We start from the raw sequence: 20,695 nt of genomic DNA, 5'->3' as shown, positions 1-20,695 counted from the left end.
GGTGGTGGCTATACTGGCCATCCTGAAAGCAGGAGCTGCCTATGTGCCTATTGATACTGCCTATCCGGGTGAAAGGGTGTCTTACATCTTATCGGACACCGCTACCCGCGTGATATTGACAGATGCCGCGCATGAAGAATGGCTCAATGAACTGACAGCTTATGATGACGTTGCCGTGGAAAATGTAAACAGCGCTTTCTTCCGCGATGCCGTATATAACAATTATCCCCGTACGAATCCGCTCACGCCGGTGGATGCGCACCACCTCGCGTATGTGATGTATACCAGTGGTACTACGGGTATCCCGAAAGGCGTAATGGTGGAGCACCAGATGATCAGCCGGTTGGTGAAAGGTGTAGACTATGTTGTTTTTGGAAAAGATGACCGCGTATTGAACCTGGCTAACTTCTCCTTTGACGGATCGGTGTTTGATATCTTTGGGGCGTTGCTGCATGGCGGTACGCTGATCATTGCCGCGAAATCCGTTTTCCTGGATTCCGCCAGCCTGGACAATTTCATCAATCATCATCATATTACCATTTCCTTTATCACTACTTCTTTGTTCCATACGCTGGTAGACGAACAACTGAGCGGGTTACAGAGTCTCCGGTATATTGTTGTGGGAGGTGAACAGATTTCCCTGAACCATGTGAAACGATTCTTTGAAAAGAACGAAGGCGTGAAACTGGTAAATGGGTATGGGCCTACAGAAAGTACCACCTTTGCGACTACCTGGCTATGTAATAACTACGACACGGTTTTATCGGGTGTTATCCCGATTGGCCGGCCGTTGGGTAATACAACTGCGTATGTTTTAAACAGCCAGCTGGTGCCTTTACCGGTAGGCGCGGTAGGAGAGCTGTACATCGGTGGGGCCGGCGTGTCCAGAGGATATCTGAACTTACCGGAACTAACCGCAGAACGTTTCATTCCTAATCCATTCCGCACAGCAGCAGAAGCGGCAGCAGACTATAATGGCCGGTTGTATAAAACCGGTGACCTGGTAAGATACTTACCGGACGGTAACCTGGAATATGTAGGTAGAAATGACTGGCAGGTGAAGATCCGTGGTTTCCGTATAGAGCTGAGTGAAATAGAAAACCGGTTGCTGGCCTACCCAGGTATCCGGCATGCCGTAGTGCTGGCACGGGAACAGGAATCCGGTAGCAGTAAATACCTCGCAGGCTATTATGTAGCCGACGAGGCATTGGATACGACTGTGCTGCTGGAATACTTAAATACACATCTGCCGGAATATATGGTGCCGGCTACCCTGATGTTCCTGACACAGCTGCCGCTGACGCCAAACGGCAAGCTGGATAAGCGCGCATTACCGGATCCGCTGTTTACCGACAGCACAACGTATGCATCTCCCAAAAATGCCACAGAAGAAATACTGTGTGAAATATATGCAGATGTACTGGGACTGCAGTCGGCAGGTATCGGGGTGCATGACGACTTTTTCCGGCTGGGAGGCGACAGTATTATCAGTATTCAGTTGGTGAGCCGCATCCGGCAACGTTTAGGCGTATCAGTTGGTATCGGTGATATCTTTAACTATCGCACGATTGCTACCTTGTATGAAAATGTATTGGTACATACTTTATCTGCTACCATCACCATACAATCAGAACAAGGCATCCTCACCGGGGAAAGTAATTTATTACCCATACAGGAATGGTTCTTCCAGCTGGCCGATAAAGGCAACTATGCGGCGGCTCATCATTGGAATCAGTCCTTTTTGATAGGGGTACCGGCGTTGGATAAAACTATCCTGGAAGAAAGTTTGCAGGTACTCTTCCGTTACCATGATGCCTTACGGTTCCGTTTTGAAAAACAGACATCTGGTTACCGTCAGCATTATGAAGAGGCTACGACTCGGGTCACGTTACATTATCTGGATGTCAGTAGTGTAGCAGGCCCGGATGCTTTACAGGAAGTACTCACTACCTGGCAGCATGGGTTTGAACTGCAACAGGCACCGCTTTGGGCGGCCGGCTATCTGGATGGTTATCCGGACGGACGGGCCAGAATCTGGCTTGCATTCCATCACCTGATCATGGATACTGTGAGCTGGCGTATTATCGCAGAAGACCTGAAAAAAATATACGAATACATACAAACAGCAAAACCAACTCCTGTGTCGTCACTGGAAGGCAGTACGGTGTTGGGTGCTAAAGGCAGCAGCTACCGGCAATGGATAAACGCTATTGCTGCCTATCAGGAAATAGAAACCGTCAACCCGGAAGAAGAAACCGCTTATTGGGCAGGTATCGCCGCCGGTGTACCGGATAGTAATAACAAATTAAGAACCCTGGAAACAGACCAGGTCGGACAGGCAGGATTTGAACTGGATACCGCATATACCAATTTGTTGCTGCGGGAATGTAACCAGGTGTATAATACCCGTATCAACGACTTGTTACTAGGTGCTTTGGGTGTAGCATTGGCAGGTGTTACCGGAGCCGATAAACACCATGTGTTGCTGGAAGGCCATGGCCGGGAAGATGTATCATCGGATATCGATATCACGCATACCGTTGGCTGGTTTACCTCGATGTATCCGGTAGAGCTGCCGGTGACAGCCAGCCGCAATGTCACCGCTGCTGTTGTTGCCGTGAAAGATGCCTTGCGGAAAATAAAACATAACGGTATCGGCTATGGGGCGTTGCTGGGATATGTGAAACAGGAACTGCCGCTGATCAGCTTTAACTATCTCGGACAATTTGATAACCAGGGTGGCACCAGTGCTGCAGACTGGTCTATTACCGGTGAAGCCAGCGGCTTCGCCGTATCGCCGGCCAACAAACCGGAAAGTATTTTGGTCATCAACGGATTGGTGATGGAAGGCCGCCTACGCTTTACGCTGGCAGGTCACTGGCCGGAAGCATTGCTGACAGCACTGGCTGCCGGATATCAGCAAACACTGGAGACGCTGATTGACCAACTGCATCAGGCAGGGCGTACATACCTCACCGGTAGCGATATCGGGTATGTGGTATCTGATGCACACCTGGATGTACTGCAGGCAGAACGGGAAATCAGCGGGGTATACCTGGCGAATGGCTTGCAGGAAGGACTGATTTATCATGCCCTGCATAAGGGTATGCTCACGGATGCCTACCGCGTGCAAATTGTATGGGACTACAACAGCCCGATGGATTTACAGTTGCTGGAACACTCCTGGCGTTATACCCAGCAAAAGTATAGTACGTTGCGCCTGCGCTTTGCCTGGGAAGAAGCATTGATACAAATCATTGACAAAACCGGAATACTCGACTGGCGGTTTATTGATAAGAGCGGTACAACGCCGGAAGACAGGGACGCAGCCTTGCTGGAAGTATTGGCGGATGACCGGAAAGAACCTTATGACCTGGGAACGGGTAAGATATTCCGCGTGATCCTGGTGAAATGGGATGAGCAGGCGTTTACCAGCATTTTCAGTCACCACCACATTACACTGGATGGCTGGAGCATGCCGGTATTGGTGGGATATATCCACGATACCTATCTGCAATTACTGCAGGGCGTGGCCGTACAGGTGGAAGAAGACAGCAGCTTCCGGCAGGCCCGGCAATACCTGCAGGAACACCGCCTGGACAATAAAACCTATTGGGCAGAACTGGTAGCGCCGTTACAGGAAACAGAAGACCTGAGCAGCCTGCTGAAACCGGAAAAGAGAAAGGTGGTATTGTCTGAATACGGGGTGATTGCAGAAAGTCTTACGAAAGAATTGTTATTCACGCAGGACCGCTACTATGGCCTGAAAAGATTAAGTGCTACCTACGGCGTTACCCTCAACGCCCTGTTACAATATCTGTGGCATAAGCAACTGAGTATCTATGGCGGCACAGATGTAACTGTGGTAGGGATGACGGTTTCCGGCCGCAACCTGCCGGTAACCGGTATTGAACATTCTGTAGGGTTATATATCAATACGGTACCGGTGGTACTGCAACATACCAATGAGCCGGTAGCCGCTGTGGTACAGGCTTTACAACGCCAGATACAGGAAGGTAACAGCCGGAGTGAAATGAGCCTGGCCCGCGTACAGCGCGAAGGAGAACGGTTGTTTAATACGCTGTTCGTGTATGAAAACTACCCGATGTCTGACGTCGCCAATAAAGAAGGCGTGTTATCCATTGCGTTCAGGGGTTCCCGTGAGAAACCGGATTATCCGCTGGAAGTATCGGCCTTTGAACTGCAGCAGCATGGACTGGTGTTCCGGCTCAACTATGCCGTGGAGTTGTTTGATGAAGCGGTCATTGAGCAGTTGCTGGCAGGCATCAATCATTTTACGGACCAGCTGATTGCAGATCCGGAACTGGAAACCCGGCAGTTGCGTTCATTGACAGATACGCAATACCAGCAGGTGATACAGCAATGGAATGCTACGGCCGCCACCTATCCGGCCGACCTGACTATTCAGGACCTGTTTGAACAACAGGTATTACAAACGCCGGATCAGACTGCCGTGGTATTCCGGGATCATACCCTGACTTATCGGGAATTGAATGAACGTGCCAATGTGCTGGCAGCCTATCTGCGGAGTACCTATAGTATCCGTCCGGACGACCTGATAGCCCTTTGCCTGGGCCGGTCGGAATATATGCTGGTAGCGATACTGGCCGTGTTGAAAGCCGGCGGTGCCTATGTACCGGTAGATCCGGATTATCCGGAAGAAAGAATCAACTTTATACTAACAGATACGGCTACACGGGTGGTGCTGACAGACAATGCGCATGAAACCCGTTTAACAGATATACTGGCTTATCATGCGGTAGCAGTAGAAAATATTGACCTCGAATTCTATCAGACAGCTGCCGCCATCTATCCGCATACCAACCCGGTAACGCTGGTACAACCGGACCACCTGGCCTATGTGATTTATACCAGTGGTACTACCGGTCAGCCTAAAGGCGTGATGGTAGAACATAGCGGCGTGGTAAACCTGGCACTGAAACAGGGGGCCGCATTCGGCCTGGCGGAAGAGCGTTACCAGCATTGCCTGTGGTATGCCAACTATGTATTTGATGCGCATGTAAGTGAGTTGTTCACCGCATTGCTCCATGGTCATCAGTTACACATCCTGGATGAAAGTACCAGAACTGACCTGGATTTGTTACAGGCTTATATCCGGACCAACGCGATCGATATAGCCACTATTCCGCCTGCCTTGCTGGATACGACGGTACTGTTGCCATTGAAAACACTGGTAGTGGCAGGTGATACCACCAGCGAGCAGCTGATGCAGCTGTATCATGCACAGGGTACACGGGTCATTAACGCCTACGGACCTACGGAGGTAACCGTTTGTGCGACCTTGCACCACTATACGCCAGCCAGCAGCCATCTGACGATTGGCCGTCCGCTGGCCAATACCACAGCATATGTACTGGATGAATACCTGTTGCCGGTACCGGTAGGCGCGGTAGGCGAACTGTGCATCGGTGGGGTGGGAGTAGCCCGTGGTTACCTGCATCAGGATACGTTAACGGCTGCACGTTTTATCGCTAATCCGTTCCATACAGCTGGAAATTACAATACCCGCCTTTACCGGACGGGCGACCTGGTACGTTACCTGCCGGATGGTAAACTGGAGTTTGCCGGCAGAAGCGACTTGCAGGTGAAAATCCGCGGCCATAGAATAGAGCCGGGAGAGATAGAAAGTTGTCTGGCCACCTGGCCGGATATCCGGCAGGCCGTTGTACTGGCGAAAGAACAGGCTGCCGGTACCGGTAAATACCTCATCGGATATTATGTAGCAGATGAACCGGTGGCAGAAGAAATATTGCTGGCACATCTGGCGGCACACCTGCCGGAATATATGGTGCCAGGTACCCTGGTATACCTGGAACAGCTGCCACTGACAGCCAGCGGAAAGGTAGACCGGCGCGCCCTCACTGATCCGCGGTTTACAGAAACCGTTGTTTACCAGCAACCGGAAAATGAAACGGAAGCTCTGTTGTGTGAGATTTATGCTGAAGTGCTTGGGCTGGCGCCTTCCGCTATCAGCGTACATGATGACTTCTTCCGCCTCGGTGGAGACAGTATCGTCAGTATCCGTCTGATCAGCCGCATCCGGCAGCGTTTAGGCTTCTCCGTTACCATAGATGATATCTTTACCCATACCACCATTGCGGGACTATATGCGTATATCCTGTCGCAGGCAGATGCCAACGCTGTCACCGTACAATCGGAACAGGGTGTCCTGAGCGGAGAAAGCGGATTGCTGCCTGTGCAGTCCTGGTTCTTTAATCATATAGACGAAGGCCTTTACCAGGCGCCGCATCATATGAACCAGGCCTTTATCATAGGGGTACCGGCGCTCGACAAAGCCCTCCTGGAACAAAGCGTGGCCAAACTAATCAGCTACCACGATGCCCTGCGTTTCCGCTATGAACAACAGGACCGTACCTACCGGCAGTATTATGGAGCAGAAAGCACGGTGCCTTTGCTGACGCTGGATGTAAGCACCTTATCCGCCGAAACCAGTGTACCGGAAATATTAACCGGCTGGCAAAGCAGTTTTGATCTCTTTAATGGACCATTGCTGGCAGTGGCCTACCTGCATGGTTATGCAGATGGCCGCGCCCGGATCTGGCTGGCCGCCCATCACCTGCTGATAGATGCCGTTAGCTGGCGTATTATTCAGGAAGACCTGCAGAAACTGTATGATCACCTGGCAACAGGGTTGAGTAATGGTACCCTGACCTGGACAGACATACCAGGTATCGCTGCAGATACCATACTGGGCGCCAAAGGCACCAGCTACCGGCAATGGGTAAACGCAGTCGCAGCTTATCAGACGACCGTGGATACCGCTACCTTAACAGCGGAAACCACTTACTGGTCGCAGGTAGTAGCCAATGTAACAGCCAGTAACGCTTTGCTGCAGGATAGGGTGACCACACAGATCAGCCATGCAGCGTTTGCACTGGATGAAAAACATACGACACAATTACTGCGGGAAGTCAACCCCGTATATCATACCCGTATCAACGACCTGCTGCTTAGTGCCCTGAGTATAGCGCTGACTGCCTTTACACAGCACAGCCGGCACTATGTATTGCTGGAAGGCCACGGCCGGGAACCATTGTCGGCAGAGGTGGATATTACCCATACGATCGGCTGGTTTACGTTGATGTACCCGGTAGAGCTGAGTACTTCGCCACAACATATCGGCGATACGATTATTGCCGTAAAAGAATCGTTGCGGAAGATCCCGCATAACGGTATTGGCTATGGCGCCCTGTATGGTTATGTGGAACCGGCATTGCCACAGATCAGTTTCAACTACCTGGGGCAGTTTGAAAAACAGGCGGGCAACGATGGCAGCGATTGGTCTATACTGGGAGAACATAGTGGCGTTGCGGTATCGGAGAAAAACGGAGACCACAATATCCTGAGCATAAATGGATTTGTGATGGAAGATCAGTTGCGGTTTAATGTAACAGGTCATTTAGCACCGGAAGCAGTAACTGCTTTTGCGGCTGCTTATCAGGAAGCGTTGGAAACATTGATTACTTATCTCAGTAATACCCATCGTACTTATCTCACAGGTAGTGATATTGAATATATTGTTTCAGATACCTGTCTGCAGGCATTACAGCAAGACCGTGAAGTTGCCGGTGTATATCTGGCCAACAGCTTGCAGGAAGGATTTATTTACCATGCGCTCAACCAGGGTGAAGTAGATGATGCCTACCGCGTACAGGCCATGTGGCATTATCATAATCCGCTGGACCTGGCGCTGCTGGAACAATCCTGGCGTTTGGTACAACAGAAATACAGTGTGCTGCGCCTGCGTTTTTCATGGGAAGAAGCACTGGTACAAATCATTGATAAAACAGGAACGCTGGAATGGCACTATGTAGATAACAGTGCGGTAACAGCGGAAGACAAAGAAGCGGCTACCATCGCACTAATGACCGCCGACCGGGATCTTCCCTACGACCTGGCGTCCGGAAAACTGTTCCGGGTATACCTGGTGAAATGGGCGGAAGATGCTTATAGCTGTTTGTTCAGCAATCATCACGCAATTTTGGATGGTTGGAGTTTCCCGATTCTGATGAGTGAAGTACATGCCATTTACCTGCAGCTGCGGCAAAACCTGCCGGTTACCGTAGAAGCGGAAAGTACCTATCTGCAGGCGCAGCAATATATACAGGATCACCGGTTGGATCACAAGGCATATTGGGAAACCAATGTAGCCCAGCTGACAACGGAAGAAGACCTGAGCGGGCTGCTGCTGCCGGAAAAACGGAACGTGGTTTTGTCTGACTACCAGCATGTGCAATTATCTGCCCTGCAAGAAAAAGTATTTGATGAAACCTTTACACAGACGCTGAATGATTTTTGTGCTGCCAACGGCGTGACCGTCAGTGCCGTGTTGCAATACCTGTGGCATAAGTTGTTAAGTGTGTATGGACATACCACTATTACGGCTGTGGGAATGACCTTGTCTGGCCGTAACCTGCCCGTAGCAGGCATCGAACATTCCGTAGGGTTATATATCAATACACTGCCCATCATACTGGAACACCAGCCGGGCACCGTACTGGCGGCCATACAGGCGCTGCAAACCCGCATCCAGGAAGCCAATAGCCGTAGTGAGGTGAGTTTGGGCTCCTTGCACCGGGGAGATGGAAAGCGGTTGTTTAACAACCTGTTTGCCTATGAAAACTTCCCGATATCCGCCTATGGAGATCATGATGGCAGCAACGGATCTGAATTGAAGATATCACTGGGTGCTGCCGTAGAGAAACTGGATTATCCTTTGGGAGTGGTATCCTTTACTGCGGGCAACAAGCTGATTTTCTGGTTGAAATATGCGGCGGAATTATTCGGCGAAGCCACCATCCGGCAATTGTTGCTGGATATGGAAAGCCTGGCCGGGCAGTTGTTTACTAATCCGGGCATAGCAGCTACCTCGTTCCGCTACCTGGAGGCTACACAGTATCAGGAGGTGGTGTATGACTGGAATGCGACGACGCAGGAGGCACCGGTTACGCAGACTTTGCATACCTTGTTTGAACAGCAGGTAGTCCGTACACCAGACCATGTTGCCGTGACGTACCAGGATCAGTCACTCACTTACCGGGAGCTGAATGAAAAGGCCAATCAGCTGGCAGCTTACCTGCAAAGTGAATATGCGGTTCAGCCGGATGAAGCCATCGTACTTTGTTTACAACGGTCGGAATATATGCTGATTGCTATACTGGCCGTATTGAAATCCGGCGCCGCCTATGTGCCGGTAGATCCGGACTATCCGGAACAAAGAATAAATTACATCTTATCAGATACCCGTGCTGCCGTGGTGCTCACGGATGAGACGACCAGCCTGCCGGAAACGGTTACTGTGCCCGTAGTACAGGTAGGGCATGCGTTCTATGAAACAACAGCTACCGTGTATGCCGCTACCAATCCGGTAAGCGCGGTACATCCGGAACACCTGGCCTATATTATCTACACCAGCGGTACCACCGGGCAGCCCAAAGGGGTGATGGTAGAACATCACAGCGTAGCTAACCTGGCCGTCGTACAGGGCGCTGCTTTTGGCCTCGCAACTGGTGTGCACCAGCAAAGCCTGTGGTATGCCAACTATGTATTTGATGCCCATGTGAGTGAGGTGTTTACCAGCCTGATTTACGGACATCAGTTACATATACTGGACGATGATACCCGCACAGATATTTATTTACTACAAGCATATATTACGACCCATACGATTGATATCGGTACCATTCCACCGGCGCTCCTGGATACGACTCATCTGCTGCCATTGAAAACATTGGTAGTGGCAGGGGATGTGACCAACGAACAGCTGATGCTGCAATACCATGCACAGGGAACACGGGTGATCAATGCCTATGGGCCTACGGAAGTAACCGTATGTGCTACCTTGTTTGAATATACCGCTACCGGCAGTAACCGTACCATTGGCCGGCCGCTGGCCAATACTACTGCCTATGTGCTGGATGATTATTTAGTACCGGTACCGGTAGGCGCTATTGGCGAACTGTATGTCGGTGGCGCAGGTGTCAGCCGCGGATACCTGAATCAGGTAACGTTAACGGCTGAACGGTTTGTGGAAAATCCTTTCCGCGAAAGTACCGCTATACCCGGTGTACAGCAGGACAGGCTTTACCGTACAGGTGACCTGGTACGTTACCTGCCGGATGGCAACCTAGAGTTCGTAGGACGTAACGATGCACAGATCAAAATACGCGGCCAACGTATAGAACCAGGTGAAATAGAAAGCAGGTTGCTGACCTTCACCGGCATTAATCAGGCAGTGGTAGTGGCGAAAGCATATGCTTCCGGTAAATACCTGGTGGCCTATTATACGGCTGTAGAACCACTGGAAGATACCTTGCTGATACAGCACCTGAGTCGTGAGCTGCCGGAACACATGGTGCCGGTAAATTATGTGCATCTCTCTAAATTACCATTAACTGCCAGCGGCAAACTGGATAAACAGGCGTTACCGGATCCGGAGCTGACAGACAGCCAGGATTACCAGGCGCCGGCCAATGAAACAGAAGCCGCGCTGTGCGATATCTATGCCAGTGTATTGGGGCTGGATGTCGCTACCGTGGGCACACAGGACGATTTCTTCCGCCTGGGGGGAGACAGTATCGCCAGCATCCGGGTAGTGAGTCTGATCCGGCAACGTTTAGGTATTACCGTGAGTGTGAAAGATATCTTCCGGTATAATACCATTTCCTTACTGTATCATCAGGTAGTGGCTGCCGCTGCCGATAAGGTAAACATACAAACAGAACAAGGCGTATTAATAGGAGAGAGCGGGCTGGCGCCGGTACAGGCCTGGTTCTTCGCCGCTGCGGCACAAGGCACTTACCCGGCCGCGCATCACCATAACGGGTCTTATCTCGTACGGGTACCGTTGCTGGATAGGGAAATACTGGCACTCAGCGTAACAAAACTGAGCCAGTACCATGATGCCCTGCGTTTCAGTTATGAGCGTAAAAACGGGGACTATGTACAATATTACCAGGAAACCGTAGCGGCAGATATCCGCTACCTGGATGTAAGCAGTGTAGCAGACGACGCTGCACTGGCGACGATCCTGACTGGCTGGCAAAATAATTTTGAACTGTCGGATGGCCGGTTGTGGCAGATCGGTTACCTGGAAGGGTACGCAGATGACACGGCCCGCCTGTATATGGCTTTCCATCAGCTGATACTGGATGTGAGCAGCCGGCAGATTATACTGGAAGACCTGCATAAGATTTATCATTACCTGTCTGATGCCATTGGCAGCGGCAGTATATCGTGGGCAACGGCAGCACGGATAGCGCCGCATGTGATCCTGCAACCGAAAGGTACCAGCTACCGGCAATGGGTAAACGCTATAGCAGGTTATCAAACAGTGGCGGCGGCTACGTTGCCGGCAGAAACGGCCTGGTGGGAACAACTCCAGGCAGATGTGCCGGCCAGCAACAGGCTGTTAAAAGCCCGGGCTACCGATAAGGTGCGGCATACCACTTTTGTATTGGATGCCGCAGCTACTGCGTTACTGCTGGGTAGCACGCATGAGATATACCATACCCGCGTCACCGACCTGCTGCTAAGTGCATTGGGTATCGCGATGTTCAGTCTTGCGGGAAATAGTGGACATTATGTATTGCTGGAAGCCGAAGACCGCAGCGCATGGAAAACGGATATAGATATCAGCCGTACGGCAGGCCGTTTCAGCCGGTACTATCCTGTGGTATTGCCTACGGCCGATCAGGCAGATATTGGAGCGGTCATTGTTGCCGTAAAAGAATCCCTGCGGAAAATCCCGTATAGTGGTATCGGTTATGGCGCCTTGTATGGTTACACAGCGCATGAGTTACCGCTGATACGGTTTAATTATGCCGGCGAACAGAAAACAACAGCCGGCGACGCCCCCAACACCTGGACAGTGACCCGTGAAAACAGCGGTCAGTCAATTGGTACAGGCAATCGCTCTGCCTTTGTACTGGACATTGAGGGATATGTAGTCAACGGGCAATTACAGGTGAACCTGACTGGTTATCTGCCGGCAGAAGTACTGGCCGACTTCAGCAGTGGTTACCAACATGCACTGGAAACCCTGGTGAATTACCTCGATAAAGCGGAACGTACTTACCTGACGGGCAGCGATATCGGACAGGTAGTATCGGATCAGCAGCTGCAGGTACTGCAGGGGGATCGGGAGGCCGCTGGTATTTACCTCGCCAATAACCTGCAGGAAGGCTTTATATACCACGCATTGTATCATGAAGGCGGAGATGAAGGGTATTGTGTACAACAGGTATGGCATTATCAGAATAGCCTGGATGTAGCAAAACTGGAACAGGCCTGGGGCTATGCCCAGCAGAAATACAGTGCGTTGCGGTTACGTTTTGCCTGGGAAGAAGCACTGGTACAGATTATCGATAAGTCAGCAAGACCAGACTGGCGCTATATCGACGTGAGTCAGCTGCCGGAAGAAGAACAGGAAGAACGGCTGCGTGGGTTAATGGCTGCTGATCGTGGCAGGCAGTACGACCTGGCTGCCGGCAATTTGTTCCGGTTATGCCTGATCAAACGCAACGAAACGAGCTACAACTGTATTTTCAGCTATCATCATATTATCCTGGATGGCTGGAGTGCACCGCTCCTGATGGGATATGTACACGAAGTATATCAGCAGCTCCTGGACAATACACCGGTATTGGTAGCTCCTGATTACGGTTATGTGCTGGCCCAGCAATATTTACAACAACACCGGGAAGATAACCAGGCTTACTGGGATCAGTATGTGGCGCAGGTAACGGAAACCGGCGACCTGAGTGGATTGCTGAAACCTGCCAAACGCTTTACTGACCTGGCTGGCTACCGGTACATACAATCGGTTCAGACAGCGCACCTGGTATATAGTGACCAGGAATATACGGCACTGAAAAATTTCTGCGCAACCAATGGTCTCACGGTAACGGCTGTATTACAATATCTCTGGCACAAACAACTGAGTGTGTATGGCAACACGAATATTACCGTAACAGGTATGACGGTATCCGGCCGTAACTTACCGGTACCAGGGGTAGAAGCCTCCGTGGGCTTATTTATCAATACCCTGCCGGTGGTAGTGATCCACACAGCCGGTTCCGTTGTCGCCGCTATGCAGGCGTTACAGGCCCAGATACAGGAAGCCAACAGCCGCAGTGAAGTAAGCTTGTCCCGGTTACAGAAAGATGGAAAACGCTTGTTCAATAACCTGTTTGCCTATACGAACAACCCGATACCAGCCTCCGGTTCCGGTGGCTCCGGGCTGGCATTCTCGCTGCGGGAATCTGCCGGAAAAACAGATTATCCGCTCTCCCTGGACATTTATGAAATAGGGGACAAGGTGATCTGTCAGCTGCACTATGCAGGAGAGTTGTTTGAAAAGAACCGGATCCGGGAATTACTGGATGGTATGGGATATTTATCCGCACAATTGCTGGCTAACCCGGCAATTACCACTACCGCCTGGCGTTTGCTGGATCAGGCACAATCGGAAGAAATCCTGCATAACAGGAACGCGACTACGAAAATCTATCCGGCGGGGCAAACCATTCAGGCGTTGTTTGAAGACCAGGCGGCACGTACCCCGGATCTGGCGGCTATTGCAGATGACGGCGTGGTACTGACCTACCGCGAAGTAAACGAAAAGGCCAACCAGCTGGCGGGATATCTGCAAAAAGCATATGCAGTGAAACCGGACGATCTGATCGGCATCAGTCTGGACAGATCCGCTGCCATGCTGATTACCGTACTGGGTGTACTGAAATCCGGTGCGGCCTATGTACCGATTGATCCTAACTATCCGGATAACCGTACAGCCTTCATCCTGGCAGATACACAAACCAAAGTAGTACTCACCCATGATAAATATACCTGGAAACTGGAAGGCCTGGCGGCAGATTTGCCAACAGCAGTAATGGCAATTGACAGTGCAGAATGGGAAATGCAGGCAGGCGCTTACCCGGTTAAAAACGTTACCAGTGCATGCCGTCCGGAACACCTGGCCTATGTGATCTATACGAGTGGCACTACAGGGCAGCCGAAAGGCGTCATGGTAGAACAGGCATCGGTACTGAACTATTTGTATAACCTGCAGGATACTTTGCCGGCTGATATACAACATGTCGATTTCTCCGGTAACCTGTCTTTCGACTTGTCGGTGACCACTACATTGTATCCGCTTTGCTTTGGTAAAACCATCTTTGTATTTGGCAAGGATATTACGGAAGTCATCGCCTATGAGCAACACCTGGAAGAGCATCGTATCGACCTGGTGAAATCTACCCCTGGGTTCCTGTCGTTGCTCACCGGAGATAGCGGCGCTGATATACGCGTGAAAGTGACGATTGTGGGAGGGGAGAAATTACTCGATAGTCATATTGCCGTGATCCTGCAGTTCTCTGAAAAAATTATTGATGAATATGGGCCAACAGAAACAACAGTAGGCGCTACTTATTTTGAAATAGATGAAGATGTTCGCGACTATTCCATCGGAAAGGCTTACCGGAACTACCGGTTATACATTCTCGATAACCAGTTGTTGCCGGTACCTGCCGGCGCCAGCGGGGAACTGTACATCGGCGGTGCCGGCGTATCCCGCGGTTACCTGAACCGGGCGGAACTAACAGCAGAACGTTTCATTGACAATCCTTTCCGGACAGCCGAAGAAGTACAGGCAGGCAGCCATGCCCGTTTGTATAAAACAGGCGATCTGGTGAGATACCTGCCGGATGGTAACCTGGAATATATTGGTCGTAACGACTTCCAGGTGAAAATCCGCGGCTATCGTATTGAACCGGGTGAAATAGAAAACCGCTTATCTGCCTATCCGGGTATCCGGCAGGCAGCGGTGCTGGCCAGAGACCAGGAAGCCGGCAACGGTAAGTACCTGGCAGGTTATTATGTGTCAGCCGAGCCGCTGGATACCGCGCTGATAGAAGAATACCTGGGTAGCCACCTGCCGGAATACATGGTGCCGGCAGTATGGGTACACCTGGATCAATTGCCGCTGACCGCCAACGGTAAGCTGGACAGGAAAGCGCTGCCGGATCCGTTGCTGACAACAGCTACCACCCATGCGTTGCCGCAAACAGCTACGGAAACTGCGCTGTGCGAGATCTATGCAGAAGTGCTGGGACTGGAAAGTACGGCCATCGGTATTCACGACGATTTCTTCCGCCTGGGCGGTGATAGTATTGTCAGCATTCAGCTGGTAAGCCGGATACGACAACGTTTATCCTTGCCCGTTGGTATAGACGATATCTTTACACACCGTACCATCGCGGCCCTGTATGAAAATGTATTATCGCAGGCAGCTACAGATACGGTACAGATCAAATCCGAACAAGGGATACTGAGTGGCGACAGCCAGCTGTTACCGGTACAGGAATGGTTCTTCGGTCTTGTAGACAAAGGATTGTACCGGTCTTACCATCACTGGAACCAGGCCTACATGATAGATGTACCGCTGCTGGACAAAGAAATTCTGCAGTATGGTGTAAACCTGTTGCTCGGTTACCATGATGCATTGCGCTTCCGGTACGAAAAACAGACAGATGGTTACCGCCAGTATTATCAGGAAAATATCAACGTGCCGCTCCGTTACCTGGATGTAAGTACCCTGGCTACGCCGGAAGAAATCCCGGTGGTATTAACGAAATGGCAGGAAAACTTCGATCTGTTTAACGGACCGTTGTTGTCTGTCGGCTACCTGGATGGCTACGGTGGTAATCGCGCACGGATCTGGCTGGCCGTACACCACCTGCTTATCGATACGGTAAGTATGCGTATTCTGCTGGACGACCTGCAGAAGATTTACCATCACCTGTCGGATATGGTGAACAGAGAACGGATGGAACGGGTAACGCTCACCGATATTGCCGGGAAAGGACTGCTGGGAACAAAAGGCAGCAGCTACCGGCAATGGGTACACGCCGTAAAGGAATATGCTACTACGATGGCAGCGAATGTAACGCTGGAAGCGCCTTACTGGGAGCGGATCATTGCCGGCGTACCTGCTGCCAATGCCACCTTGCGGGCACAGGCCGGAGAGCGGAACGGGCATGTATCGTTTGAACTGACCAAAGAAGATACGGCCTTGTTGCTGAGAAACAGCAATGAAGTATACAACACCCGTATCAACGACCTGTTGCTAAGTGCGCTGGGCATAGCCCTCGCCAACATCACGCAGCACGACCGGCACTATGTATTGCTGGAAGGACACGGCAGGGAAGGACTGTTTACAGATATTGACCTCACCCGTACTGTTGGATGGTTTTCGCTGATGTATCCGGTAGAACTGCATACCACAGATAAAACGGATATCGGCAATACCATCATCACGGTCAAGGAATCGTTGCGCAATATTCAGCATAACGGTATCGGCTATGGGGCATTGTATGGGTATGTACAACCGGAACTGCCGCTGATTAACTTTAACTACCTCGGACAATTTGATACCACCGGCAAAGCCAATACAGCAGACTGGTTTATCACCGGCGACAGTGCGGGCTATGCAACGGCGCCAGACAACCAGGACTATCCGGTCCTGAACATCAATGGGCTGGTGATGGATGGCCAGCTACGTTTCGGTATCATGGGACGGCTGACCAGTGAAGTGATGTCGGCCTTCGCTACGGCATACCGGGAGGCACTGGAATCCGTGATTCATTATCTGGGTGCACAGGCACGCACTTACCTTACGGGCAGCGATATTGCCGGCATCATTTCCGGTAGTCAGCTGCAGACCCTGCAAGCCACCCGCGAAATAGAAGGGATATACCTGGCCAACAGCTTACAGGAAGGATTTATTTACCATGCCCTGTATCAGGATCAGCAGGAAGATGCTTACTGCGTACAGCTCCTGTGGGATTATCAGAATGCCATAGATCCGGATAAACTGGAACAGGCATGGCGCTACACACAACAACGGTATGCCGTATTGCGCCTGCGTTTTTCATGGGAAGAGGCCCTGGTACAGGTGATAGATAAAGCAGGAGAACCAGACTGGCACTACATCGATATGAGTCATTTTGATACGGATACCCAGGAAGAACAACTGAAACGATTACAGGCAGCCGACCGTAAGATCCCTTATAATATGGCAGCAGGGCGGCTTTTCAGGATATACCTGGTGAAACGTGGAGAAACGCACTACAGTTGTATTTTCTGCAACCACCATGCTATCCTCGATGGCTGGAGCATGCCGATACTCCTCAACTACCTGCACGGTACCTACCAGCACCTGGTGAAAGGCCTGCCTGTGAAAACAGACAAGGAAACCAGCTATGCACAGGTACAGCAATACCTGCAGGAGCACCGGGCCGATAATCAGGCATACTGGGAAAACTATGTAGGAGGATTTGTGGCAGATGAAGACCTGAGCGGATTACTGAAACCGGAAAAAAGGCACGTGAAACTGGCTGACTACCGGAGTATCGAAGTATCTGCCGCGGCAGAACTGGTGTTGCCGGATGCACTGAGTCGGGAAGTACATGATTTCTGTGCTGCACAGGGTATCACCGTCAGTTCCTTGCTGCAATACCTGTGGCATAAGCAGCTGAGTGTATATGGGCATACCGCTACTACTGCCACCGGTATCACGGTTTCAGGTCGTAGCCTGCCGGTAACAGGCATCGAACAGGCCGTAGGATTATTCATCAATACGTTGCCGATTGTGCTGGAACATGTGTCTGGCCCGGCAGTAGCAGTGATCCGTACGTTACAGAGCCGGATACAGGAGGCCAACAGCCGTAGTGAAGTAAGTCTGGCAGGATTGCAGAAAGACGGCCGAAGATTGTTCAATACATTGTTTGTATATGAAAATTACCCGATTGCGGCAGGCGAACAAAGAGAGGGCGAAGTACAAAGAGAAGAAGGCGCGTTGCGGTTTGCTTTCAAAGGAGCCTCAGAAAGCCTGGACTACCCGCTGGCACTTGCTTCTGCGGTGATGGGCGGGAAGGTGTCCTTCCGGTTACGATATGCCGGGGAACTGTTTGCCAGCGAAACGGCGAAACAATTGCTGGATGGAATGGAAAGTCTGTTGACGCAACTGATCGCAGATCCGGAAATAGACGAATACGGCTTCCGTTATCTCACCGAAACACAATTCGAGGAGGTGGTACATAGCTGGAACGCCAATACGAAGGATTATGCGGCCAATCAGCGGATACACGGCTTGTTTGAGCAACAGGTCATGCGTACGCCGGATAAGGTAGCGGTGGTGTATGAAGAACAGGAACTTACCTACCGCGAATTAAACGAACGTGCAAATGTGCTGGCAGCTTACCTGAGAGCCGTGCATAAAATCAAACCGGATGACCTGGTAGCCGTTTGTCTGGATCGTTCGCAACACATACTGATAGCCCTGCTGGCGGTGTTAAAAGCCGGCGGTGCGTATGTGCCGATAGATCCGGGCTACCCGGCAGAACGAATCGGCTATATCCTGCAGGATACCCGTGCGAAAGCCGTGCTGACCAACAGCGTGTATGCTTCTCTGTTGGAATCATTTACCAATGGCCGGCCAAGAGCGGTGGTTGTCATCGATAATGAAGACCTGCAAAACAGCCTTACCCGGGCTTATTCCAAAAAGAACCCGGCGCCTGCCGCTTATCCGGGTAATCTCGCCTATGTGATTTATACAAGTGGCACCACCGGAGAACCCAAAGGGGTGATGGTGGAACATAGAAGTGTATGTAACCTGATCAGTAATTTTATTACTATTCGTCACCTCGATACCCATGAACGTATCGGCAGCTATTGTAACTATGTGTTCGATGGATTTGTGACGGAAGTATTCCCTGGATTGTGTAATGGTAATACGTTGTACCTGTACAGTAATGAACACAGAACGGCGCCGGATGAACTGAGTGCCTATATTAACCGGCATCAGATTGCGGTGACGAGCATTCCACCGGCATTGCTGCAGGACTTCCTGTTACATTATACCACCTCCTTACAGCTCATCTTCACAGGTGGCGAAGCCTTCCCGGATTTGTCGGCAGTGACGTTTGATGGTACCATTATTAACGAATACGGACCTACAGAAGGCACGGTTTGTACGACCCTGAGCTACTACGATAAAACAGCGGATTATACACCGATAGGCCGTCCGGTTCCGAATATAACGGTATATGTGCTGGATGCCTATGGGGCCGTTGTTCCGCCAGGAGCTGCCGGCGAACTATATATTGGTGGCGCCGGGGTGGCCCGCGGTTACCTGAATGATCCAACGTTAACGGCTGCACGGTTTATAGAGAATCCGTTCCGTACCGCAGCAGAGGAGGCTGCCAATATCAATGCCCGCCTGTATAAAACCGGTGATCTGGTCAGGTATACGCCGGATGGTAACCTGGAATACCTGGGCCGTAATGACTTCCAGGTGAAGATCCGCGGTTACCGGGTGGAACTGGGTGAAATTGAAAACAGGCTCACAGCCCATCCGGATATCCGGCAGGTAGTCGTGCTGGCGAAAGCGCATACTTCCGGCAGCGGTGATTATCTGGTGGCGTACTATGCTGCAGGTATTGCCCTGGAAACACAGGCGTTGCAGCAGTATCTGGCCGCACAGCTGCCGGATTACATGATCCCGGATGTATTTGTACATTTAACCCAATTGCCGCTGACGGTGAATGACAAGGTAGACCGTAAAGCACTGCCCGATCCGTTACTCACCGATAGTCAGACCTACCGGGCGCCGGAGAATGAAACACATGAAAAGATATGTGCTATTTATGGAGAGGTATTGGGGCTGGAAACCGGAAAAATAGGCATTGATGATGACTTCTTCCGCCTGGGAGGAAACAGTATACTGGTGATTAAGCTGATACGGCAGATCAATGAAACCTTGGAGGCCAACATTAAAATAGTAGATGCCTTCCTTGCGAAAACAGTACGGAACCTGGCACAAAGCATTGCGGATAGAAAAGAAAAGGACCGGTTGGTGATAAAATTGAACCAGACTACGGATAAGCCACAGCTGTATATGATACACCCTGGCTTTGCAGGATGCGAAGTATATACGCCGCTGGCAGCGCAGCTGGAAGGGAAATATACCTGCTACGGCGTAGATGCCTTTAACCTGTTGTATCCGGATAACAAGTTCAGCGATCTTACCAAATTGGCCGAACACTATCTGGCATGCATAGATGAAGCAAAAGGCACCACAGATCCGGGCAGCTACATTTTGTTCGGATGGTCGCTGGGAGGCCGTATTGCCATGCAGATAGCTGCACTGCTGGAAGCAAGAGGCGTGACGGATATTACCATCTATACACTGGATTCCGGTATTGCAGAAACAGACCCTGCGTTGCTGGCCATCAGGGCAGAAGCGATGGATGGCGTATTCCGCCAGGAAGAAATGAGAGGAAATATTTTCCTGCGGCAACAGTCTATGGATAATATGCATCTCGATGATCAGTTAATGCCGCGGGTGCTGGAGCATACGAAAATAGTCTTGTTTAAAGCGATGAAGACCGTAGAGCGGGAATGGCGCGAAGAAAAAGATGAATGGTATACCCAACACATGCTGGCGCTGCCTTACAATAATATCGACCGGGTATTGGCCGGTGCAGATCAGATCCGGGTGGTGCCACTGGAGCAGGAACATGGCAGGCTGCTGGAGGAAGCGAAAACAATCATAGAAAAAATGATGGAATAA

General features: G+C 51.0%; 1 protein-coding gene (only partly in view). It reads left to right on the top strand.

Annotated elements, in window-relative coordinates:
• On the top strand, positions 1-20,695 hold the end of the coding sequence (locus OL444_RS20380) for a non-ribosomal peptide synthase/polyketide synthase (protein WP_264730154.1). It extends 56,303 nt beyond the left edge of the window; the window shows 20,695 of its 76,998 coding nt (coding positions 56,304-76,998); its start codon lies beyond the left edge, outside the window; the stop codon is at positions 20,693-20,695.

The sequence above is a fragment of the Chitinophaga nivalis genome (genome assembly GCF_025989125.1).
Taxonomy (GTDB): Bacteria; Bacteroidota; Bacteroidia; order Chitinophagales; family Chitinophagaceae; genus Chitinophaga; species Chitinophaga nivalis.
Note: the sequence above shows the minus strand (reverse complement) of the source record. Positions and strands in the feature narration are given on the sequence as shown.